The 21,999-nt window shown below is 43.9% G+C and carries 21 protein-coding genes and 1 pseudogene; 7 read left to right on the top strand and 15 right to left on the bottom strand.

The window, feature by feature from the left end:
• Positions 1-29: 29 nt before the first annotated feature.
• Entirely contained in the window at positions 30-656 is a 627-nt protein-coding gene (locus ACFWMP_RS21265) for a LysE family transporter (RefSeq protein WP_340973498.1), read from the top strand.
• Positions 657-748: 92 nt separating this feature from the next.
• A complete protein-coding gene (locus tag ACFWMP_RS21260) occupies positions 749-1,522 on the top strand; it encodes a YqcI/YcgG family protein (protein ID WP_379424649.1) in 774 nt (257 codons plus the stop codon).
• A 4-nt stretch (positions 1,523-1,526) separates the two neighbouring features.
• Here the strand turns inward: ACFWMP_RS21260 and ACFWMP_RS21255 are convergent, their stop codons facing one another.
• The 3 genes from ACFWMP_RS21255 to ACFWMP_RS21245 form a co-directional block, all read right to left on the bottom strand.
• Positions 1,527-2,837 (bottom strand): amino acid permease, encoded by a 1,311-nt coding sequence (locus ACFWMP_RS21255; protein WP_379424648.1) that lies wholly within the window; start codon positions 2,835-2,837, stop codon positions 1,527-1,529.
• A gap of 142 nt (positions 2,838-2,979) precedes the next feature.
• Positions 2,980-3,564: a spore coat protein gene (locus ACFWMP_RS21250; protein ID WP_042194715.1), complete on the bottom strand. Its 585-nt coding sequence runs from the start codon at positions 3,562-3,564 to the stop codon at positions 2,980-2,982.
• Positions 3,565-3,697: 133 nt separating this feature from the next.
• The gene (locus tag ACFWMP_RS21245; RefSeq protein ID WP_339244079.1) at positions 3,698-4,960 is read right to left on the bottom strand and encodes an MFS transporter; all 1,263 of its coding nucleotides are present in this window, start codon (positions 4,958-4,960) and stop codon (positions 3,698-3,700) included.
• 136 nt (positions 4,961-5,096) lie between these two features.
• Between ACFWMP_RS21245 and ACFWMP_RS21240 the strand changes: the two genes are divergently transcribed.
• Positions 5,097-5,699, top strand: a complete 603-nt coding sequence (locus tag ACFWMP_RS21240) for a TetR/AcrR family transcriptional regulator (protein ID WP_379424647.1) — start codon at positions 5,097-5,099, stop codon at positions 5,697-5,699.
• A 98-nt stretch (positions 5,700-5,797) separates the two neighbouring features.
• Here the strand turns inward: ACFWMP_RS21240 and ACFWMP_RS21235 are convergent, their stop codons facing one another.
• The 4 genes and pseudogenes from ACFWMP_RS21235 to ACFWMP_RS21220 form a co-directional block, all read right to left on the bottom strand.
• Positions 5,798-6,385, bottom strand: a complete 588-nt coding sequence (locus ACFWMP_RS21235) for a DUF1349 domain-containing protein (protein WP_379424646.1) — start codon at positions 6,383-6,385, stop codon at positions 5,798-5,800.
• A 27-nt stretch (positions 6,386-6,412) separates the two neighbouring features.
• Positions 6,413-6,649 (bottom strand): YiaA/YiaB family inner membrane protein, encoded by a 237-nt coding sequence (locus tag ACFWMP_RS21230; protein WP_379424814.1) that lies wholly within the window; start codon positions 6,647-6,649, stop codon positions 6,413-6,415.
• A 57-nt stretch (positions 6,650-6,706) separates the two neighbouring features.
• Positions 6,707-6,889: pseudogene (locus ACFWMP_RS21225) on the bottom strand (YiaA/YiaB family inner membrane protein); the annotation flags it as partial.
• 191 nt (positions 6,890-7,080) lie between these two features.
• Positions 7,081-7,365 carry an alpha/beta-type small acid-soluble spore protein gene (locus ACFWMP_RS21220; RefSeq protein WP_076285007.1) on the bottom strand — a complete coding sequence of 95 codons (285 nt, stop codon included), beginning with the start codon at positions 7,363-7,365 and terminating at the stop codon, positions 7,081-7,083.
• Between the two features lie 146 nt (positions 7,366-7,511).
• Between ACFWMP_RS21220 and ACFWMP_RS21215 the strand changes: the two genes are divergently transcribed.
• From ACFWMP_RS21215 to ACFWMP_RS21205, 3 genes are all read left to right on the top strand, one after another.
• Positions 7,512-8,777, top strand: coding sequence for a MerR family transcriptional regulator (locus ACFWMP_RS21215; protein ID WP_379424645.1), 1,266 nt, complete (start codon positions 7,512-7,514; stop codon positions 8,775-8,777).
• A 1-nt stretch (position 8,778) separates the two neighbouring features.
• Complete coding sequence (gene nudK / locus ACFWMP_RS21210; protein ID WP_379424644.1) at positions 8,779-9,741, top strand: GDP-mannose pyrophosphatase NudK; 963 nt, start codon at positions 8,779-8,781, stop codon at positions 9,739-9,741.
• 106 nt (positions 9,742-9,847) lie between these two features.
• Positions 9,848-10,567, top strand: a complete 720-nt coding sequence (locus ACFWMP_RS21205; protein WP_379424643.1) for a DUF4386 domain-containing protein — start codon at positions 9,848-9,850, stop codon at positions 10,565-10,567.
• A gap of 8 nt (positions 10,568-10,575) precedes the next feature.
• Here the strand turns inward: ACFWMP_RS21205 and ACFWMP_RS21200 are convergent, their stop codons facing one another.
• The 7 genes from ACFWMP_RS21200 to ACFWMP_RS21170 all read right to left on the bottom strand — a co-directional run bounded on the left by ACFWMP_RS21200 (position 10,576) and on the right by ACFWMP_RS21170 (position 18,916).
• A complete protein-coding gene (locus ACFWMP_RS21200) occupies positions 10,576-11,160 on the bottom strand; it encodes a Crp/Fnr family transcriptional regulator (protein ID WP_379424642.1) in 585 nt (194 codons plus the stop codon).
• A gap of 238 nt (positions 11,161-11,398) precedes the next feature.
• Positions 11,399-12,994 carry an ABC transporter substrate-binding protein gene (locus tag ACFWMP_RS21195; RefSeq protein WP_042192978.1) on the bottom strand — a complete coding sequence of 532 codons (1,596 nt, stop codon included), beginning with the start codon at positions 12,992-12,994 and terminating at the stop codon, positions 11,399-11,401.
• A gap of 53 nt (positions 12,995-13,047) precedes the next feature.
• On the bottom strand, positions 13,048-13,929 hold the full coding sequence (locus tag ACFWMP_RS21190) for a carbohydrate ABC transporter permease (RefSeq protein WP_042192980.1): 882 nt from the start codon (positions 13,927-13,929) through the stop codon (positions 13,048-13,050).
• Between the two features lie 39 nt (positions 13,930-13,968).
• A complete protein-coding gene (locus tag ACFWMP_RS21185) occupies positions 13,969-14,889 on the bottom strand; it encodes an ABC transporter permease (protein ID WP_042192982.1) in 921 nt (306 codons plus the stop codon).
• Between the two features lie 169 nt (positions 14,890-15,058).
• A complete protein-coding gene (locus ACFWMP_RS21180; protein ID WP_341126539.1) occupies positions 15,059-16,639 on the bottom strand; it encodes a response regulator in 1,581 nt (526 codons plus the stop codon).
• A 5-nt stretch (positions 16,640-16,644) separates the two neighbouring features.
• Positions 16,645-18,381, bottom strand: coding sequence for a sensor histidine kinase (locus ACFWMP_RS21175; protein ID WP_379424641.1), 1,737 nt, complete (start codon positions 18,379-18,381; stop codon positions 16,645-16,647).
• A 100-nt stretch (positions 18,382-18,481) separates the two neighbouring features.
• The gene (locus ACFWMP_RS21170) at positions 18,482-18,916 is read right to left on the bottom strand and encodes an Lrp/AsnC family transcriptional regulator (RefSeq protein WP_076285015.1); all 435 of its coding nucleotides are present in this window, start codon (positions 18,914-18,916) and stop codon (positions 18,482-18,484) included.
• A gap of 158 nt (positions 18,917-19,074) precedes the next feature.
• On the opposite strand from ACFWMP_RS21170, the gene ACFWMP_RS21165 reads away from it, so the two are divergent.
• Positions 19,075-19,557 (top strand): VOC family protein, encoded by a 483-nt coding sequence (locus ACFWMP_RS21165; protein ID WP_379424640.1) that lies wholly within the window; start codon positions 19,075-19,077, stop codon positions 19,555-19,557.
• Here the strand turns inward: ACFWMP_RS21165 and helD are convergent.
• A complete protein-coding gene (gene helD, locus ACFWMP_RS21160; RefSeq protein ID WP_379424813.1) occupies positions 19,521-21,944 on the bottom strand; it encodes an RNA polymerase recycling motor HelD in 2,424 nt (807 codons plus the stop codon). The two genes, ACFWMP_RS21165 and helD, sit on opposite strands and share 37 nt — an antisense overlap.
• Between the last annotated feature and the right edge of the window lie 55 nt (positions 21,945-21,999).

The following is a 21,999-nucleotide window of genomic DNA, read 5'->3' as shown; positions in this document are numbered from 1 at the left end:
GTTAACATCTCATTCAAGGAGCGATGACCATGAATAGCTTTTTCACCTATATAGTACTCGGCATTTCATTATCTGCACCTATTGGTCCCATCAATGCAGCCCAGCTCGACCGGGGAGCACGGATGGGATTTTTCCAATCCTGGATGATTGGACTGGGAGCCATGTGTGCGGATTTAGTGTATATGCTACTCATTTACTTTGGACTAGCCCACTTTCTGAATACCCCGTTTATGAAAACCTTCCTGTGGACATTCGGCAGCTTTGTTCTCCTTTATACCGGAATTGACACTTTGAAAAATATCAATGCCGTGCCTGGATCCGCCTCGCGTGGTGCACAGACCAGTACTAGCGCCTTCCGTACTGGCTTTTTGATGGCACTGATGAACCCACTCAGCATTCTCTTCTGGTTAGGCATCTACGGCTCCATTCTGGCCAAAAGCATAGAAAATCAACATTTCGATCAGGTGCTGTGGAACAGCATGGGTATTTTTGTCGGCATCCTACTCTGGGATGTGGTGATGGCGATGCTGTCTAGCTTCTTTCATCGGTTCACCGGCCCTTCTATGCTCCGGTTCATTTCCCTTGCCGCGGGGATTTGCCTTCTTGGTTTTGGCATCTACTTCGGTTCTCAGGCATTTATACAGTTGTTTGGCTAATATGTTTAACAAGCAAGAGCTTTTCTAGGCCTTCACCCATCTCCCTCCCTTCGCATAGGATGTTTTGAACCTAACGAGGAGGGTGTTTTTGGATGGCCCATTTGAACACAAAGGTCTGGCTCGATGAGCATCTAGCTGAGCTGACGTACTGGCAGCAGGATGCTTTTCGTCAATTTACATCTATGATTGCAGATCCCGAAGGCAAATATCCCTGTATTCCGGGACGTCAGGGGTTTCTGTCCAATCATTTGCGTTTTGGCTTCGTAGCTGATCCACGAAGTGAAGAGTCTGCAATAGAGGTCGCTCAATTACTTCGTCAATATGGGGAATGCTCGCGGGATACCGGAAAATATGCTTCCCTTGTTCTATTTTTTGAAACTCCGGAAGATTTGGCGGAAGGTTTCTCCATTGAGGAATATGAGAATTTGTTCTGGTCCATTCTGGGCCGCGTCAGCGCGGTAGACACGGTGCCTTGGCCGAATGAAATTTCTACAGATCCCTCCCATCCTTCGTGGGAGTTCTGCTTTGATGGGCACCCGTATTTCGCGTTCTGCGCAACCCCGGCACATGAGCTGCGGAGAAGCCGCCATACCCCTTATTTTGTCATTGCCTTTCAACCGCGTTGGGTATTTGAGAATATTAACGATTCTACCGCATTTGGGCGCAATATGAAGAAGCAGATCCGTAAGAAGCTTGCTGACTACGATAGTGTTCCCGCACATCCTTCCCTTCAATGGTATGGGCAGGAGGATAGTCTGGAATGGAAGCAATATTTTCTGCGAGATGACGAAAGTGCGCCGTCTAAATGTCCATATACTTATATGAAGAACAAGTTCAAAGCAATAGGAATTAAATTTCACTCTTAAGCGCTTATGAGGTTTGTCCGCGTTTTTTCAAGAGGTGCTCCCTAAACCAGGTAATCAACGCAATGACACAGATGATCAGAAGGCTGGACCAGAAGCCGGGACGGCCCCCTTTTTCAAAAAGTGTACCTGCCACGGCAGTAATGATCAGCGCCATAGCGACCATGGATCTAATCCAACCGCCCATCTTTGGTCTCAATAACTTAAGGAAAGAGGCAAGGATAAATAGCCATGTGTACAAAATAACTAGACCGGCCGCCGTGGTGATATGCTCAAAAATTTGCTTTGGCAGAAACAAGCTCAGTACAATTGTCACGCACAGGCCCAGCATATTGATACCAAGCGCGTAGAGCGGCATCTTTCTTTTTCCTTTGGTCACCGCCAGCCAAGAAGGAGCATCTTTATCCTCGGCCAAGGTTACCAGCATAGTCGAGACCGCATACAATGAAGCCACTAAAATAGAGAACCCGGCCACGATCATTACCCCGTTCAGTACATATACAAGAATAGGTAGTCCCATCGCTTCAAGTGCAGCAATAATTGAGCTTTGATCAGGTCTCACTTTCTCAGGGCTCACGAATAATAATGCAAGTCCTATCGACAGTACATAGAGCAGGGTCACGCCCAGCAGCATAAACCTGCCTGCTTTCGGAGCTTCTTTTGAGTCGCGTAGGTCCATCGCCATAAAGCCCATTACCTCAATACCCCCAAAAGCATAGAACGCATAAAGTAACCCTTTCCAAGCACCCATCCATCCTTTATTCAGCCATGCTGCCGAACTGTGAACCGTATCCCAATTCTCCCTTCCCCTCAAAAGGGCAACCACGGCGACCACGATGAACATCAGTACCGCGGCGATTTTGATCATGGCGAATAGATTTTCCGCTTTGTTAATCCCCTGGCTACCTAGAATAATGACCAGCAGACCCAGTACAGCATAAATTGCGGTAAAAACCCAAAGCGGCCAACTCGGAAACCAGACCCGCGAAAACAGGCCCAAAGCAGTCAAGGTGCTGCCGAGTATTAGAATTTCTGAGCACCAATAGATCCAGCCCATGCCAAACCCGGCCCAGCGGCCAAAAGCCTCTTTGGCATAACTACGAAAAGAGCCCTTTTGAGGATTTTGTATAGTCATTTGGGCCAGCGCCTCATAGACGAACAGAGTTGCCACAGCCGCCAACACAAAAATAACCAACACCAATAATCCGCTCTTACGGATAGCGATGCTGGAACCAAGAAAGAATCCCGTGCCAATCGTGCAGCCTACACCAAATAAAGTAAGCTGCCACCAAGGTAGCTTGCCAGTTGGAGTACCCATATGTATATCCCTCCGTCTGGTGTTACTATGCGTTATCGGGTGTTATTTTATTCTGATATAGGCTTAGGCAGGCAAAAGAAGACCCGACTTCCTGTTCAACAACAAGCGAGTCGGGTCTTCTACAGTTAGAATGGTCAGCGCCCTAGTTATTTACGGGCATCTGAGGAGATCCGGCAGCGGGAACATAGGCATCCAGCATCTGCTGTATTACTGAAACCTGAAGCTGCGGAACCTGATAATAGGCATGTTTGTTCTGATAAAGGAACAACTCATATCCCATTTCAATAAAATGCTGCACCTGTGAAGCCAGCACCCGACGCAACGCTGGGTTCGTCACTTCCGGTGAAGACATGGCCAGCAGTGAGGCATGGGATTTGATTAGACCCAGCATATACCCGCTGACGCCCGCATCTTTCACATCCGCCAGTGACGAGTTAGGCTTCTTGGGCGGGGCCGGTTGGAGGCCGTAAACCGGCTGTGTCATATTCGGGATAAGATAGGTAGCCGTTTCCTGGCTTGGCTTTTGCCCTGTCTTAAAGCATTGGCAGGTCAAGTTGTACTGATCCAGCATGAAATTGTACTGCCGATCCAAGATAGACAATAGCTCTTGATCCTGTACAAAGGTTCTGAACATCATGAACTGGTCCAGTAAATTGATCTGGCAGGACAATACCTCGTGCACATCGAACATTTCGTGAGCGCCATGACCTAGCTGCTGTCCGCCCATCGTTATACTTCCTAACTGTGGTTGCTGCTGCAAATTATATTCTCCTTTGTTCTTAGATGAGTACCCTCTATAATATGAAGGACAAGATAGCCAATTATGCACGCAGTTATATTTACATCCCTCCATATCTAAGTCAAAGTGCCTCACTTACTGCAACCTTCTTATTTTGAATCCGAAGATTCCTTCTATGTGTCGTGAATAATCCGAAGTACCCTAGCGTTACGAGGATACAGATTATAACATCAACTACAATTAAGTTCTGATAATTCCCAAAATAATCGAAGGATAGGCCTCCGATTAATACACCTACTATACCGCCGCCCTGGTGCATGAGAAGTAGAACACCGGTATGTTTTCCTTTACCCTTTGCAAACTCATTAATGACAAGCATTCCACCTGGTAATGCACTTAAGTAGGTAATTCCGAACGCTATAGCAAAAAGAATAGGTGAACTTCCCAAGTGCATAAAGAGGAAAGCAAAACCTATAATACGAATGCCATACAATAGAGACATCATCATTAATTTATTGTATCGGTCCAGAAAATAGCCGCAAATGAGTGCCCCCGTGATTTCCATAATACCAAGGATGCTCATAGATAAGGCGATCATGCTTGGTGATACATCTGCCAACTGATGTATGGCTACCAAATTCATCTCGACGGATCCCATATTGATACCGCAGGTGAACAGCGCAATCGCGACTACGACAAAGATAGGAAGAGAAATAAATTTTTTGGACGGTGGAGTTACTCTAGGTGATGTATCTTGACCTTCGACTTCTATTGAACGATCCGAAGGAGCTCTCTCCGTATTTTTCTGTTGTGAACTCTTAATTCCTAACCAAATTACGGGAAGTGTTACACAAACACCTAGGATAAAAGAAGCCATAAAGGCGTTTTTCCAAGTCAGCCAGTCCATGGATACGAAAATGGGTGTAATAATCGCTAATCCTACAGAAGAGGCACTCGCCAGCAAGGCCATTGCCTTAGCCCGATGATGCCGAAACCATTCAAACATCAATATATAATTTGTCGTCGCCCCAATACCTGCCAAACCAGAGATAACACCGTATCCAATAAAAAAGACAATAGGATGGTGGCCTAACACGACAATACCAGTACCCAAAGTACTCATGATTGCACTTAACATTAGTATCTTCTTTGTGCCATAACGATCCACGAGCCAGCCCCCCAAAGGCGCGCATACGGCTACGATGAATAAATTGGTGGACCATGCCATTGAGATGAATCCCCTGCTAATCTGTAAATCCGTCGATATTTGCACCTGAAAAAAAGACAAGCTGAAGCGAGTCAATGCACCAATAAATCCAATAACCCAGAGAGATCCTAATCCAATCCATGCATACCTGGATTCCTTAAACCATGTCGTTTCCATTATGGTTTCCACCCCTGTCTATTATAAAAGATACCGATTGGTATCTTTTATAATAGCATAGATGCTTTTCTTTGCAACAGAATAATTTCATTTGATATACTACGTGTACATATACAATTAAGGACGGAGGATGACAATGGAAAAGGGTGAGAAGACTCGCAATTACATCATAGCTAAAGCCGCTGAACTGTTTAACCAGAAAGGATATTCAGGCTCATCCTTATCTGATATAACTGAATTGACAGGCATTAAGAAAGGTGGAATTTATCGTCATTTTTCCAGTAAGGATGAGATTGCATATGAAGCCTTTAGCTATGCGGGTAGTATTGTGGGGGCCAAACTAGCTCATGCCATTAGTCAGCAAGAAACGGCCTCTGGCAAGCTATTAGCTTATTTACATGTGTATGAGAAAGTAGTTGAAGCGCCACCCTTTATTGGAGGGTGCCCGCTCCTCAACACGGCTATTGAAAGCGACGACAGTCATCCAGGCTTGCGTGAAAAAGCCCAGCAAGCCCTAATAGGCACACTGGAATCCAAAAAGAAAATCATTTCTGAAGGTGTAAAAAGTGGTGAATTCAAAGCAGATCTCGACATTGAGGCACTAGCTACCTTCTCCCTTTCCATCATGGAGGGCGGCATCATGATGAGTAAGCTCGAGGGAAATAATCGGCATATACGGATGAATATCAAGAGCTTTGCTGCTTATTTAAAAAAAGAGTGTCTACGCGAACCTAGTTAGTTCACTCAAAACTTTTTTAACATACAAAGATTTTAAAATAAAAAGGAGCTTCGTCACTACTCACGAGGCTCCTTTAGCTTAATCTTAGTTCCTTAACTTTATTTATGTTCCAACCACTGACATTCTGTGATTTCTATTTCTGTAAATGTTGCTTTAAATGACGAATCCTCTGGGCTACAAGCATATAAACCAAAGTTGATATGCTCACTCCCTTCAAACAAATGAAAAATACGCATCTGCTTAAAGGTAATCCCATCTAAAGAGTTTTCAACGCAGAAGTCACTCCCACGTCGACTTAATCTGTAATACATTGTTTTTATTGTTGCGTCGAGATCTGTTGTTGCCCAGTCTGAATATCCATGATTCGTAACCACACTACCCAATCTTTGATATTCTTCATTCTCATATTCAATCGATGCCTTGAACCAATTGTCACTGTCCTGATAGACAATTACTCCACACTGGTCAAATCTATGAGCGCTGTCAAAATCAGTTTTCACTATAAAAGAAAAGTATTTCTCATCCGTCTTCATTAGCAACGCAGGTGCATTATCGTTCCTGAACCCATAATAGGTGCGTTGCCAAAAATCCGTATTAGGCTCAGTTATAATTTCAATCTTCTCATCTGTAATAGAAAAAGTGTTTACTGAATACTGCCAAAAAAGATTTTCTTTTAAAAAGTTCATCTCACTGCTCCTTATCTAGGTCCCTCTTTACCCTTGAATGTCCCTTCTGGCATCTTGCTCGGCGAGAACCTCTTTGTCCTCCGCGTTATCTCTCGTCACTTTCTGAACGCCAACGGCGCTATATGAAATCAACAGAATAACAGCTATATAATACCCCTTTACATTCAATTGAAATGGAGCATTGTACAGACCAATAAAGAACATTACATACCCAATAACCAAGCCTGCAAAAGCCATAATTGTGAAAGCCCCTGTATTTCTCATCCTGTGTTTCGGATTTTCTAGCTTAATTTCTTTATCCTCTGAATTGTCTCTAACGACCTTTTGCACAACGATACAGCTAATCGTAATTAACACCATGCAAAGCAAATAATACCCTTTCACGTTCAATTCCCAATCGTCGTTGTACACCCCCAAACAGAATAGAAAAAGACCTGCAGCCAATGCAAAATACGATACCCCTGTGAAAGCAGCTGTGTTGCGTTTACGATACCTCTGATTCATCCGACGATTCCTCTCCCAATACAGAATTGAATGGTGTTATAGCCTTCTTCACTATACCGTGGAACATCGGTAAAATTCTACCATTAATTAGGTTGTTTTGGGAAACACAAAGAAAACGGTCTCAGTCCCAGGCAATTCAGGACTAAAGCCGCCTCCTACATTTTCTGCAACTTTATGATTTAGAAAAAATGCTACTCCCTTTCCTGATCCACCAATTGCTGCTGTGCGAGACGAATCATCTCGCGGACCATCGATCCACCAATTTTTCCACCAATCTGACCCACTGATTCTGTGCTCAAATGTCCATTCTCACCGTGTTCCAATGGGATACCAAGTTCTTTTGCGACTTCATATTTCACATCATCAGGCCGCTCCGGATCTACATCATAACCCTCGCGCCGCATCACCTCGGCCTTAAACGTTTGCATCCCGCGATTGACTCCCGGCACTGCATATTTCCTGTTTCTTCTGGACATCCCTTATCCCCTCCTAACATGTTTTAAGTAACATGCCCGGAAAACGAAATCTCCACCCTTGTTGATTTGCTCCGATTATTTCCAAGAGGGCTCTGAAAGGCCATCTGCTGTCAGGGTGCTTGCCCTCTGTTTCTTATACATAAATTTTGCTTGAAGGTGACGTTACGTCACCTGCTATACTAACTGAGAACAACACGCTGGAGCAATCGATTGGATGTGAGGAAAGGATGTACAAAGAGAACTATTTAACAACAGGGCAGCTTGCAAAGCGTACAGGAATAACGGTCAGGACATTGCGATATTACGATCAGATTGGGCTTCTAATTCCAGAAAATCATCACGCGGGATCGATAAGATCTTATAACATGAAAGACCTAGAAAAATTGCAGCAAATTCAAACGTTGAAATACTTAGGGCTATCACTTCAAGAAATAAAAGACATCTTAGATGCAGAGTCGCTATCCATAGGGGAGATCAGTCATTCGTTACAAGCACAGCTCGATGTTCTACAGAAAAAAATCACTCATACGGAGCATGTAGTTCATGCAATACGAGATGCTATGCAAATGTCGGTCAATCGGTCTGATTGGAACCACTTAGCAAATGTTATTCAAACCTTGCAGAGTAAGCAAGATTGGGGGGAACAGTATCGGACGGCGAGCCGCTTGCAAACGCGGATACATCTTTATGACAAGTTCAGTACAAATCCGCAAGGCTGGCATAATTGGGTCTTTGAACAACTGGAGGTGCACCCTGGAGCCCACATTCTAGAGTTAGGTGGCGGCGATGGGACCTTTTGGATAAGAAACGCCGAACGAATTCCAAGCAGCTGGCGCATCACACTTACTGATATTTCGAGCGGGATGGTAGAAGAAGCACGTTGCCGCTTAGGAAGTAAAAGTTCACAGTTTAAGCTCTTATCTGTTGACGCGCAACAAATCCCCTTCCACGATGAGCATTTCGATGTGGTTATCGCTAACAACATGCTGTATCACGTGCCGGACATCCCTAAAGCGATCCACGAGATACACCGCGTACTAAAGCGAGGGGGTATAATATGCACCTCTACAATGAGCACTCAACACCTACAAGAGATTGAACAATTGGCGGTCTCGTTCGACCCCGACCTTCATGTATTGGATCAAGCTATTAAACGATTTAATCTGGGTAACGGAGAAGACCTGCTGTCTTCTTGCTTCTCCGATCTTCGGTTACTACGTTACAACGACCGTCTGTTAGTCGACGAAGCTGAACCCCTGATTGAATATATGATATCGACCCCGATGAACGCAAAAGAGCGACTTGTCGGTGCGGCTATAGACGAATTTCGAAAACACGTCAATCGGCTTCTACAGGAGAATGGAGCCCTCGAAATGACTAAAGAAAACGGGATTTTTCTAGGGAGGAAATGAGATGAAGGCACAGCATTACAACCCAAGAGTACGGATCGTAAAAGAGGAACTTCTATCGGATAACTGGTACACCTTAAAGAAGATCACATTCAAGTATGAAAAAGAAAATGGACAATGGGAGACACAATCCCGTGAAGTGTATGACCGAGGCAACGGAGCGACCATTCTACTCTATAATCGACACAAACAAACCATCGTACTTACGAGACAATTCCGAATGCCTACTTATCTAAACGGCAATGTGACTGGAATGCTTATCGAAACCTGCGCGGGGCTACTCGATAAAGAAACACCAGAAGAAAGTATTCTGAGGGAAACGGAGGAAGAGACGGGATACCATATCGACCGAGTGCAGAAAGTTGGCGAGGTCTATATGTCACCAGGATCCGTTACCGAAACCCTTCACTTCTTTGTAGCTGAGTATAGTGATGTCATGACAAAAGGTCCGGGCGGGGGACTTGAGGAGGAACAGGAAAATATTGAAGTAGTGGAACTTCCGTTTGCTCAAGCGCTTGACATGGTCCAAAGCGGCGAGATTCGTGATGCTAAGACGGTAATGCTGCTCCAATACGCTCAGATCCAAGGTCTCTTGAAGGTAAAGTCGAAACCGCTGCATATCCTTATCGCTGGCCCTTATCGTTCTGGAACCAATGATGATCCAGTATTAATAGAGGAAAATGTCAAATACATGAATAAAATTGCTCTTCAAGTTTACGAGGCTGGGCATATGCCAGTGCTGGGGGAGTGGTATGCTTTGCCTCTTATTGCTACAGCCGGTTCCACTAATCTAGGAGACGACGTTTTCAACCGGATTTTCCATCCTTCTTCCATTCGCCTGCTTAATTACTGTGATGCCGTGCTTCGAGTTGGAGGATCATCTCAGGGTGCCGATGAAATGGTACAGGTTGCGCAAGAGAAAGGATTGTTGATTTACGAACGGCTGGATGAACTTCCGTTATTGTGATAATAAGCATTTTTTTCTGTCTGATGATGCACTCTTGATTTAAGTCAATGCCCGCCATACTACTCCTAATTACAATGAAAATAAAAAGTCCTTTAGGAGGCTATCTATGGCTATCTCAGAAAAAGATCTATCGAATCAGCGAAGGTCCGCTTTAACTGCTGGAATCTCACTTATTATCATGACCCTTGCCTCATTTTTTTCGTATGGCTTTGTCCATGGGAATCTTGTTGTTCAGGGCGATGCCAGCGTCACATTCAATAACCTTGTGTCATCCACTAACCTTTTCAAAGGTGAAATTTTGGGTTGGATCATCATTATGATTACTGACATCCTGGTCGCCTGGGCGTTTTATGTGTTTCTAGAACCGATTAACCAAAAGCTATCATTACTCGGCGCCTGGCTTCGTCTAACCTATTCCGCTATATTGGGAGTCTCTATACTTAACTTGATAGTTGTGCTGCTGCTCACGGGAAATACAATCGACTTTTCCTCATTAAAAATCGAACAGACTCAAGCATTTATAATGTTATTTCTGGATGCATTTCAATGGATTTGGTCTATGGGATTGGTCGTTTTTGGCGGGCATCTGTTAATTGTGGGATATGTGGCTTTAAAATCTGGCATCATCCCTAAAGTAATCGGCATCTTATTGCTGCTTGCTTCAATAGGTTATATGATCATTCATCTAAGCAAAATATTTCTCCCACAATACGAAGGGGTCATTACAATATTAAATTATATTTTTACTATTCCTATGATTGTAGGAGAACTAGGCTTTGGGATATGGCTGCTGCTTAGAGGAGGAAAACTCCACAAAACTGTATGACTTTCTTTTTAGTTATCACTGGAATGAACCCGCTTCTTGATTCTACTTAATGACTCTGGTGTCATCCCCAGATAGCTGGCCAATTGATGCTGAGGTACGCGAGTGAGTAAGTGAGGTCTTTTTCGCAACAAAGCTTTGTAACGTTCTTCAGGATTGGAAGCGATAAATGAAGTTAATTCGTCCTGTACCTCACCTAAGTTTTCCTCTACCATTTTGCGGATCATCGTTTCCAATTGCGAGTGTTTGTGAAGCATGTCTTGTTCCGCATTAAGTTCACCAACCACCAATGTGCTATCTTCCAGACAGGTTAAGGTGTACGCAGAGGGCTTACTTTCTTGATGCCGATTAAAAATCGAAGCCGCTTGCTCTTCTGTGTAGAAATTAGATGTGACTTCTTTTCCCGATTCATCTATCGAGTACTGCCTAACACAACCTTTTAGCACGAAAAAACATTTTGTGGGAACATCTCCTTGTCTAAGGAGCACTGTCCCCTTTTTAAATTCCTCTATAAGGATACCCTCAACAATATTCTGCTGATCCTCTTCGTTAAGAGATGTAAATTTACTCATATACTTATACAATATATTTTTCATCTCTCTCTCCAATCTTCCGAAGTTAATGGCCCGCTTATGATGCCCTTGAAGCTATTTAGGCTCCCGAGAGGGAGCTTCTTGCCTTATTATACTAGCTCATACTAAAACAAATGCAACATCAGAACTCTTCATACGCCGCTCAGCTGCGTCCGATAGCGCCTTCATATACAATCGATCTCAAAAAACAGGGAGGCCCAACAGCCATTTCATGACTGTTGGGCCTCCTTTATCCTGTATCTTACTTGTTCGCTAAGAAAGCATCGATTTGCGCTTGCAGCTCAGCTTGGATTTTATCAATGCCAGCTGATTTCAGCTGTTTGTTCAAATCTGCAAGGCCTTTGTCGATATCTTTAATTACGCCGTACTCAAGCGGAATGGCATAGCGGAGCATTACATTGCCCACATTGGCAATTTCCGTCTTCACTTTGCTATTGTCGAATACAAAGGTTTCAAGGGCATAGTGGTAGACGTTAGCTTCCCAGCCCTTAGCCAGATCGTTAGCTTCTTGAGGGAATGCTTCATTGTCAAGGTTGAGTGGCGAGTTGAAGTTCCAATTAGAGAAGCCGGTAAAGTTCGGATTTTTGTCGAGTGCTTTATATTTGGTGTCGCCAACCGGTTCATAGTGCACGCCACTAATTCCGTACATCATCAGGTCGTGCAGTTCTTTATCGTTTTGCATCAGATCGATCAGCATCAAGGAACGTTCTACATTTTTGGAAGTCGCATGAATCGACGTACCGTTTTGTGTAGAAATCGCCACTGATTTTTTCTTCCCTTGGTTAATATCAGCCAACGCTACTTCATAAGGAGAATTTTCTTGGCGCATTAAAGCCATGAGTGCTCCAAGTGTTCCGTTATTATGCGTAATCGAGGCGGTTTTACCTGCTTTAAAATCCGCCTGATGATCATTTTTACTGTTCAGAACGTTTTTTGACCAAGCATTGTTATCAGCGAGATCTTTGTAATACACGAGTAGATCTTTGAACTCTTGCGTTTCATAGACGTTAAAGACTTTACCTGTTTCATCGGTCAATTTGAAGGCAAATGGAAGATCTAGATCAAACATATTCCATTCGTTTTGCTGCTTCAATAATACACGGTCCAAGTTATGATACTTCCAGTCTCCCGTTTCAGGAGTGAACGGTGTAATTCCTTTTTCCTTTTCTGCTATCGTCTTCAAATAAGTAGCATATGCTTCCGGGCTGTTGATTTCGGGAAGATTGTATTTCTTACGCAAATCTTCACGATAGAGAATCAGCTTTTCAACAGATTCCCCTCTGTTTTGCGGAACCATGTACAGTTTGCCGTTTACTTTTGCCTGATCCCAGCTCACATCTGACATAGCTTCCTTAGTTTTTGGCATATATTTGGTAATTAGCTCATCGGTTAATTCTAGAAATCCGCCTTTCAGTGCCTGGTCGTTATAACCAGCCCAGTTTGCCGAATAGATGAGGTCAAAATCTTCATTAGCTGCCAGCTTCAGTGGATATTTTTGAGCCCAGTCAGACCAGTCCAAGAACTCACCCTCAAGGGTCGCATTAATTTTTTCTTTCAGTTTCTTGTTAATTTCAGCAAAAACACTATCATAGTCTATCGGTTTAGGCCCAACGAAGATCATTTTCAACTTCACTTCTTTAGAGGTGTCTATGGTATCTGAAGTTTCGGCTGCATTCGTTGCACTCGCTGTTTCTGTGGGCTCACTTGTTACCTCAGCGGCATTATTGGTAGCCTTAGCGGGTGTATTGGCGTTGTTGTTGCCACCACCACATGCGCTCAAAATCATTACGAAGGTTAAAACGAGTGCGAGCATAATGAATCTATTTTTTCTCAGCATTTCAAGCCTTCCCCCTTGTATTAATTATATTGATAAACCGGATTTCCCCGGGTTCATCCTTTCACAGCGCCAATCGTCAAGCCTTGAACGAAATATCTCTGAACGAATGGATAAGCGAGCAGAATCGGACCTGTAGCTACAACCGTCATTGCCATCTTCAAGCTCTCGCTTGGGATCGATGTGGTTACGACTGCTCCTGCACCCATCATGGCTTTTCGCATGCCATCCATATTGCCAAGCATTTTGTACAAATAATATTGAAGCGGCATCAGCTTCTCATCGGAAATAAATAGAAGGGCATTGTACCAATCGTTCCAATAGGCAAGAGCCAGAAACAAACCAATAGTCGCTAGCGCCGGCTTGGAGAGAGGCAAGATTAGACGAGCGTAGATCTTAAAATCGCCTGCACCGTCAATTTTAGCCGATTCTACGATTGCTTCCGGAATGCTGCCCATAAACGACTTCATAACAATGATGTAGAAGACGTTGAGCATCATCGGAATTACTAAAGCCAGCAATGTATCTTTGATATGGAGGTAATTGACCATAAGCAGATACCAAGGAACCAGACCGCCGTTAAATAAAGTTGTAAAGAAAAAGAAGAATGAAAATTTATTACGCCATTTAAAATCTTTTCTGGAAAGCGCATAAGCCGTCATTGAAGTCAGAAACAAACCAAACAGTGTGCCTATTATAGTAACGCCTATGGTCACCATATAGGCTTGAATCATCTGGTCGGGATACTTAAACAAAATGCTGTAGGCTTCTGTTGAGAAGGCCGTAGGTATAAATTGATAGCCATCTGTTAATATTTTTGACTCTTCCGTCAGCGATGAAGATACGACAAGTATAAACGGGAATATACATAAAATTGCGAGACAGATTAGGGATACATACCCAATACCCGAGAATATTTTACGATCGAGCTGCTTCATATCGTTACCTCCATTATGAAAACTGTACCTCTGATGCGGTTAGAATAAGGCGCGGTCTTTATCGTATTTACGAACAGCATAGTTCACAGTCATGATCGTTGCGAAGCCAAGAACGGACTGGAAAACGCCAGCCGCAGCCGACATGCCGATATCATTCGAAGTAATCAGCGATCTGAACACGAAAGTATCGATAACGTCCGTCGAAGAGAACAACAAACCGTTATTGCCGATCATGTTATAAAACATCCCGAAATCACCGCGGAAAATATTCCCGACCGCCAGCAGCACCAAAATAATAATCGTCGGGTAAAGATTTGGAATCGTCACTTTCCGGATCCGCTGAAAAATATTGGCGCCATCGATTTCAGCTGCCTCATACTGTTCAGTATCTATGCCCGTAATCGCGGCCAAGTACATTACTGTTCCGTATCCAAGGCCTTTCCAGGCAGAAACGAGAACTAGGATATACGGCCAGTAGGCAGGCGTATTGTAAATATCAATAGGTTCTAGCCCGAGTCCTCTAAGGAGTGCGTTCACAGTACCAATATCATAATTGAGCAGGTTATAGGCAATCGCGCCGACAACTACCCATGAAATAAAGTAGGGAAGAAACAACGCCGATTGCGTAATTTTGCGGAACCATTTGCCACCGACCTCAAACAACATAATGGCTGCAAAAATTTGCAAAGAGTTATTTACAACGATGAATGCAATATTGTACAATGCTGTATTCCGTGTTACCCGCCAGGCATCTCCTGATTCAAAGAAAAAGCGGAAGTTATCAAGCCCGTTCCAGGCACTTCCAAAAATACCGCCCGCGTAATCATAATGCTTGAAGGCAATAATAATGCCCGCCATTGGGACATAGGCAAACAAAAGAAAAAAAGCAACCGCCGGAGCCAGCATCAGCAACAGAACCCTATAGTTTTTTAAATCGCTCCAAAATGTATGCCCTTTCATCTTTGCACCCCTTTCTTCTCTATATCTCTCATTATAAAAGGAAGGCGGCGGTGAGATAATTCAGCGAAACAACTAAACATAATACTAATTCAACGATTCATAAACAATTTCGATAAAAAAGAAGCCCCTGTTCCATATAGAACATGAGCCTCCCCAATAAGTAATCGATTCAGATTTTATTTTTCTTCCGGTACTCGCCGGGCGACATGCCCATATATTGCTTGAACTGCCTATTGAAATAAATAATATTTTTATATCCGGCTTGTTCCGCAATCTCATATACTTTTTTCGTTGGATCCTCGAGCAGCTCGCATACCCGCTTCATACGCAATTCACTTAGAAAATCGCTGAAGAGACTATTGGTTTCGACCTTGAACAGATGCCCCAGATAGTTAGGGGTAAAGTCGAAATGTGCAGCGACCTCGTTTAGCGTTATTTTTTGATCTAATCTTTCTTTCACATACTCCGTGATTTCATCAATTAACTTGCGCTTTTGCCTTTGGCGTTTCAAATAAAGCAGCTCCGACAGTTCAAAGAATCTTCTTCTCAGCCACGAAAGGATATCATGCACCGTTTCGAACTGAAACAGCACAAAAGGATGATGAGAATCCCAATTCAAAATCTCGTACAAATGCTCATTCATTTGCTGCAGATCAGCATGAAGCTTAGAGGTAATCCGGATAATGATATCGTAGATGTCGTTTTTCTGGGAGATCGGGCTGTCTCCGGCAAATAGCTGAAGCAAGCAATCATCAATAGTGGTAAGGTCGTAGTCGAGCATAGCTTTAAGCATACGATCCACAATAACCTCTAAGTCCGAAGCCATCTTTTCCTTTGGAGACCATTCCGAGGCATCTTGGATCAACCTATTCTTCCCTACGATCCATTTAATGCTTAGAGCGGCCTGCGCCTGCCGATAGGAATCATGTAGCTTGACCGGGTCGGTTGTGTACATTCCTCTTCCGATCGTAATCGAACAGGAGAACTCCTGATAGAACGCCCGAATCAACTCTTCCAGCAAAGCTGTAAAATATTGTTCCTGAACCGCAGCAAGGATCACAAAGTGATAGTCATAAGTCGTAATCACCATGCCCAAATTTTGATCCTGTGCAAACTTTCGGATAAACTGATTGGCAGTGCTGCTCCATAAACTCCGCTCTTCTTCCGTCCAGGTTTGGATTTTTCGCGCCATGTCGTCGATCTCAATGAGGGCAACCGCTGATGCACCTTGTAAGTATGGCGTGAGAACGTTGTGAATGTGCGTTTCAACCTGTCCCGGTGCAGCCTCGTTAAACCAACGCAGCAGTAGCTCCTGATTAACAAGTGTCAGCGTTTCCGACAAGGAAGTACGCTGCGTCCTCTCTTTCTCAATCTTTGTGCAGAGTTCGGTCAGCGTCTCGTTCAGCTCGTCATCATCCACAGGCTTAAGCAAATAACTGTATGCGTTCAATTGAATCGCTTCCTTGGCATAATTGAAATCCTGATGTCCGCTAATAAATAGAATATGGACATCTGGGTTAATCTCCTTCGCTTTCCGTGCAAATTCCACGCCTGACATAATCGGCATACCGATATCAGAGAGAATGATATCTACAGGGTGCTGCTCCATCATTTTCAAAGCGGCAAACCCGCTTGTTGCCGTTCTCACGCTATGCAAAGGCAAATGATCACTGCCGGCTACACGCCGTCTAAGCCATTCCAAATCGATTACTTCATCATCCACCAGCAGAACATTGATTTCCATCGCCATACTCCTCACTCCCCCATCACTTCCCTGATCTCTGCATTTTCCACCGGTAAAATAATTTGAACTGTCGTTCCCGCTCCAAAATAGCTACCGATTTGAATGCCGAAATCGCTCCCGTATCGCAGTTTAATTCGTTCTTCCACGTTTCTCAGACCGTAGCTGCCTGGTTGATATGCGCTTGATCGCATGTTTTGAAGTGTCTCCGGCCGCATGCCGATCCCGTTGTCAATGACCTTGAGTTCGATGCGGTCACCCAGCCGCTTTCCAGTAATACGAATCGCAATGGTCTCCCCAAACCAGGCGTGCTTGAATATATTCTCCACAAACGGTTGTAAAATCAGCTTAATAATAGGCACCTGTAAAATTTCCGGATCGACATCATAATAAACCTCAAAGGCGTCCGCATACTTCACTCTCTGAATTTCCAGATACATCCTCACCTGCTCCAGCTCATTTTCAAGGGAGATATATACATGCCCATCGTTTAATGTGAGTCGATAAAATTTGGAGAGACCTTGTACCATCTGCGTAACCTTCTCCACTTCCCCCAAATTGGCCAGACTGCCGATGGTCGACAGCGTATTGTACAAGAAATGCGGACTGATCTGGGCTTGAAGCACATCCAGCTCCGCTTGCTTTTTCTGAATGCCCTGCACATAGACGTTCCGGATGAGTTCCTGAATGCTGGTCGCCATTTGGTTGAAGCTATTAGCGATATAGACAAATTCATCGTTCCCCGGAAATCCGATTCTTTTATAAAAATTACCCTCCTGAAAAGATCGAACCAAATACACAATCCGCTTGATCTTCTTGCCAGATATACGTGCAACTAGAAAACCGATAATAGCCATCACCAAAAAACTGATGGAACAAACGGTACTAATCACCTTCCGCATTCTACTAGCATCTTTGTTCAAATAAGAGTGAGGTACGCGCGCCTCAATGACATAGCTTGATACCGGAATATCTTCACTAATAATTAAATAATCATCTTGTTTCGTATCTTCAGCAGCAACACCTTGTTCATACAAAGTCATTCCTGTAGCCCTATCCAACAGACGAAGTTCAATCCCCTGTTCAATCGGAAAAGTATCAAAGTTACCAAATAGCTCATCAATCCTCGCCGTAACGCGAATATATCCGATAATCGCAGGTGCTGCCTTGGAAGAAACAAGCTTGCGGAAATATGAAATATTACCTAGCTCACGGTCGGTATCCGCTTGAAGCCACAAACTATCTTGATTATTCGCAGCAATCGACTTAAACCACTCCGTATTCTCGATCACCTGATCAGAAAGAACATAATAATCACTTCGACCGATAGGTGTCGACATATCATCACCAGTAATTTCAAGCATCGTCTCATTGACCGTAAAAAGCGCAAGTCTCAGCTTGTTCCCATACAGTTGTAGAGGGGCCTTCATATAAGGAACGATATCATCTCTCATTTTGAGCATATTTTCTAAAGGGTCTCCCCTGAACTGAAGGGCATTCTGAAAATTCGTATTTAGAAACAGCGAGTTGGTCATTCGTTTGATTTCATCTGTCTGGTATTCGATGTTGTTCCTCGTCTGCTTTAATGCAGTCCGGACATTCGTTTCGGCCATTTCAGTCCTGGACTCTACGAGCATTGTATAGGCTATATAGCCAACCAGCACATCTGTCAGCAATACAAGAATGAGATACGGAATCATCATCTTGTATGTGAATGGAATATACTTTTTACTAGACAGTTTCCTCTCCATGCGCATGCTCCCTTATATACGTATCAATACGAATGCTATTTTGACCCATTTTACAATGAAAAGAAAGCGGTTACTATATCTTGTATTTGGAAACTTCGCTTTAGAGTAGCACTCTGTTCTCCAAAATATTTTTCAAGCTGATATGCGATTTGGAAGGTCCGAACTTTATAAGATGATCTTGAAATTCAGCAAGCGCCTCAATCGTTGAGGTCTGTACCTTAATGAGATAATTATATTCTCCACTAATGCGGAACAAATCGGTAACTTCCATAGCATCGTTGCAAAAATCGGTGAGCTCTTGGCAATGTTCTGTTTTGATTAGAATAAAAGTAGTCGTACCCCGGTTCAGATCCCGCAAATTAAAAGCTGTATGATACCCCGATATGATGTTCCTTTCCTCCAACTTAATGATTCTTTCTTTAACGGATGGTTGTGACATCGAAACCTCTTTGCTGATTTGTGAAATGGGCATTCGAGCATTGTACTGCAATAATTGCATAATCTTTTTATCAATATCATCCATAAGATGTTCCATATCAAGCGCCTCCTAGCTCTTTTTAATAAATAAACCCATTCAACTAAAATACCTTATATTCAATAACCATGTCAGGATAAAACACTTATCTTATATATGTATCTCCTATTTTAATCCAACTATAATAAATAGTACATTAGATATAGGAGTGATTAATAATGAGCGTAAAAGGTCTTGCACATATAGCGATTCAAGCCAAAGATTATAAAGCAACAATTTCATTTTACATTGACGCCTTAGGATTTAAGTTAGGTCATCATTGGAGTCTGCCCTCCTTTCAAATCAAAGAAGCTTCAATGCTTATTTCACCTGATCAAAGAACTTGCATAGAGATTTTTGATAAGGATGCAGTCATTGCAGCCCAAGGCAAAAAAGCCTTGTCTGAAGAGGGTATAGCTCACGGAGCACTCTTACATTTCGCCTTCTATGTGGATAATGTAGATGAAATGTACCAAAAAGCCCTTGCTCATGGAGCAAAGGCTTTTATAGAACCAGATTCGCTTTCTCTTGGTGAACCGCCTCTTCTGATCAAGAACGCGATCGTTCACAGCCCCAATGGGGAAGTTATCGAATTTCTTGAAGAGGTTGATTTTGATATGTCTAATTACACTTCCTCATACAAAGAGGTATCCAAGGCTTGAATAAAGCCCGACCAATCGCCTGTCGTGTATAGCAGAAGCCGATGCATCGCGCGCGTACAAGCTGTATAAAAGAGTTTACGTTCGCTCTCCCGATGATAAGTCTGTGTAGAAGCATCGTAGATTAGCACGGCGTCGAACTCTACGCCCTTAGCAAGATACGCAGGAATAATTAGCGTTCCCTTCTCAAAGGTGAGTGTCTCCTTCGTAATAAGCCGCAGATTCTCCCCACCCTGAGCAAGCAGTGCTTCATAGGCTTCGCGGCTTTCCGCAGCAGTCTTAGTAATAACGGCGATGGAGTCGAGACCTTCGGCCATAAGCGCCGCAAGCTCCTCTTTTATCCGTACCGCCCGCTCCACCTCATTGCTAGCCTTCAATAGGTGCGGCTTCTTGCCGCCCCTATCAAAAGGCACGATCTCTTCATTAGGTAGCAGCGCCTTCGTAAACTCCACAATCTCGCGAGTCGAACGATAGCTTCGGATTAAACGAAATAGATTCGTTTCCTCTTCACCATAAAGCCGGATCAAAGGAGAATCTACCTCTTGCAGATTCGTCGCTTGCGGGAAAATCGCTTGACTGAAATCGCCGAGAACTGTCATGCTGGCGCGGGGAAACAATTGCTTGAGGAACGCGAATTGGAACGGCGAATAATCCTGTCCTTCATCAATAAATAAATGCCGCACCATTGTATTCGTACGCGAACCCTCGATAAGCTCTTTTAAATATAGGAATGGGGTCTCATCCTCATAAAACAGCTCGGTACGGCTCAACTTTTCCTTCGTCTGCTTACAAATTTCTGACCATTGGTCAGGCACTTCGGTCTCACCCGTCATTTTCTGATACGTGGCTTCATCCCTAAATAACTGCTCGTATAATCCAATCGTATCTATGAATTTCAACCGTTTGGCATCCCGTCTTAGCGGTTTGAAGTGCTCCTTCACGATCATACGACGCAGTAACTCATCTTCCTGTGAGCTAAAGTCAAAGACATTCTCTTCCCCGTCCTTCTGAGTACGAAAATCGCCATAGATTTCAAGATACTGCTCTGTAAAATCGAAGACAGCTTCCTCTCGCCGGTACTTCTTAAGCACCTCACTGTAAGCTTCGGCATATTGATCGTTGTCGAGGTAATCGACTTCATCTTGAACCCAGGGCGCTTCCATTTCCTGACGCTCTAGCTTAGTCAGCTCACGCAGCAGCCATTCACGTAGTAAAGCAACGCGATTAGCCAATCGTATAGAGCTGTCGTAGCTGTAAAATTGCGACTTCATTTGCTCCGCAGTAATCAACTCGCGGTCCCGGAAACGGATACTGTGGAACAGCATACCTTCTTTGCCTAACCATAACGCGTAGCTTTGAAGAGCATGCAGGAAAGCCTCAGAAGCCTTATATTGCATCCCCGTTAACCGTGCTTCATACCCCTGCGAGGATTGTGACGTCAGTACATATTCAATCTGCTCGAAGGGGTCCTCCAAATTCATCGTGGATCCGAGCCAATAGGCAAGGTACTCCTGAAAGGTCGTTTGCTGCATATTCTCTTCGCCGAGCTCAGGGAGCACCGTCGATACATAACTGTTAAACATCGGATTTGGCGAAAAAAGAACGATCTGATCTGCCTTGAGCCTATCGCGGTGTTTGTATAATAAATACGCTACCCGTTGCAGCGCTGCAGACGTTTTTCCGCTGCCAGCCGCTCCTTGCACAATAAGCATACGGCTTTTGTCATTACGGATGATGGCGTTCTGTTCCTTCTGGATGGTCGCCACAATGCTCTTCATTTGTGAATCTGCGCCTTTGCCAAGCACCTGCTGAAGCAATTCGTCCCCGATCGTTAAGCTCGTATCGAACACGTTCTGGAGCTGACCGTAACGGATCTGATATTGCCGCTTCAGCATCATCTCACCTGTAATCTGTCCTCCCGGCGTTTCGTAAGTAGATGGCCCTGGGGAATGATCATAATACATGCTTGCAATAGGCGTTCGCCAGTCATACACCAGAAAGTCCACACCGTCTGCATCAACGAAAGAAGCCACTCCGATATAAATTTTCTCACTCAAGCCCAAACCATCTTCTTGAAAATCCATTCGCCCAAAATAGGGAGATGGCAGTAGCCGTTTCATATTCTTAAAACGCTGCACCCGCTGCCGGTGGCTGCGCTCCCGCTCCGACAACAACGCTTCTTGCTGCTTTATACTGTAGAAGGTCTCTTCGAAATCTTCGTCTGTGCTCGTATTGACCGTGACTTCTTCCCAAAACCGCTTGCGAATGTCCACCACTTGATCACGTAGCCCAGTCACTTCTGGCTCTAGTTCTGCGATTCTTGATTGCAGCTTTTCCGTAACCAAATCAAGCCGATCTTGTTCTTGCTGCCAATCCATTACATTTACCATCTTCACGAACACGCTCCTTTTCATTCTTGTTATAAAGAAGCAAAAATTAAAATTT

This window comes from Paenibacillus sp. NPDC058367 (genome assembly GCF_042723305.1).
In the GTDB taxonomy this organism is placed as follows: Bacteria; Bacillota; Bacilli; order Paenibacillales; family Paenibacillaceae; genus Paenibacillus_AQ.
The sequence above is the reverse complement of the archived record's forward strand: the minus strand, read 5'-3'. Positions and strand labels throughout refer to the sequence as shown.

Excerpts from the sequence above, each read along its gene's own strand:
- ACFWMP_RS21265 (WP_340973498.1), top strand. The coding sequence starts at position 30 with ATGAATAGCTTTTTCACCTATATAGTACTCGGCATTTCATTATCTGCA.
- ACFWMP_RS21260 (WP_379424649.1), top strand. The coding sequence starts at position 749 with ATGGCCCATTTGAACACAAAGGTCTGGCTCGATGAGCATCTAGCTGAG.
- ACFWMP_RS21255 (WP_379424648.1), bottom strand. The coding sequence starts at position 2,837 with ATGGGTACTCCAACTGGCAAGCTACCTTGGTGGCAGCTTACTTTATTT.
- ACFWMP_RS21250 (WP_042194715.1), bottom strand. The coding sequence starts at position 3,564 with ATGGGCGGACAGCAGCTAGGTCATGGCGCTCACGAAATGTTCGATGTG.
- ACFWMP_RS21245 (WP_339244079.1), bottom strand. The coding sequence starts at position 4,960 with ATGGAAACGACATGGTTTAAGGAATCCAGGTATGCATGGATTGGATTA.
- ACFWMP_RS21240 (WP_379424647.1), top strand. The coding sequence starts at position 5,097 with ATGGAAAAGGGTGAGAAGACTCGCAATTACATCATAGCTAAAGCCGCT.
- ACFWMP_RS21235 (WP_379424646.1), bottom strand. The coding sequence starts at position 6,385 with ATGAACTTTTTAAAAGAAAATCTTTTTTGGCAGTATTCAGTAAACACT.
- ACFWMP_RS21230 (WP_379424814.1), bottom strand. The coding sequence starts at position 6,649 with ATGAGAAATACAGGGGCTTTCACAATTATGGCTTTTGCAGGCTTGGTT.
- ACFWMP_RS21220 (WP_076285007.1), bottom strand. The coding sequence starts at position 7,365 with ATGTCCAGAAGAAACAGGAAATATGCAGTGCCGGGAGTCAATCGCGGG.
- nudK (WP_379424644.1), top strand. The coding sequence starts at position 8,779 with ATGAAGGCACAGCATTACAACCCAAGAGTACGGATCGTAAAAGAGGAA.
- ACFWMP_RS21205 (WP_379424643.1), top strand. The coding sequence starts at position 9,848 with ATGGCTATCTCAGAAAAAGATCTATCGAATCAGCGAAGGTCCGCTTTA.
- ACFWMP_RS21200 (WP_379424642.1), bottom strand. The coding sequence starts at position 11,160 with ATGAAAAATATATTGTATAAGTATATGAGTAAATTTACATCTCTTAAC.
- ACFWMP_RS21195 (WP_042192978.1), bottom strand. The coding sequence starts at position 12,994 with ATGCTGAGAAAAAATAGATTCATTATGCTCGCACTCGTTTTAACCTTC.
- ACFWMP_RS21190 (WP_042192980.1), bottom strand. The coding sequence starts at position 13,929 with ATGAAGCAGCTCGATCGTAAAATATTCTCGGGTATTGGGTATGTATCC.
- ACFWMP_RS21185 (WP_042192982.1), bottom strand. The coding sequence starts at position 14,889 with ATGAAAGGGCATACATTTTGGAGCGATTTAAAAAACTATAGGGTTCTG.
- ACFWMP_RS21180 (WP_341126539.1), bottom strand. The coding sequence starts at position 16,639 with ATGGCGATGGAAATCAATGTTCTGCTGGTGGATGATGAAGTAATCGAT.
- ACFWMP_RS21175 (WP_379424641.1), bottom strand. The coding sequence starts at position 18,381 with ATGGAGAGGAAACTGTCTAGTAAAAAGTATATTCCATTCACATACAAG.
- ACFWMP_RS21170 (WP_076285015.1), bottom strand. The coding sequence starts at position 18,916 with ATGGAACATCTTATGGATGATATTGATAAAAAGATTATGCAATTATTG.
- ACFWMP_RS21165 (WP_379424640.1), top strand. The coding sequence starts at position 19,075 with ATGAGCGTAAAAGGTCTTGCACATATAGCGATTCAAGCCAAAGATTAT.
- helD (WP_379424813.1), bottom strand. The coding sequence starts at position 21,944 with ATGGTAAATGTAATGGATTGGCAGCAAGAACAAGATCGGCTTGATTTG.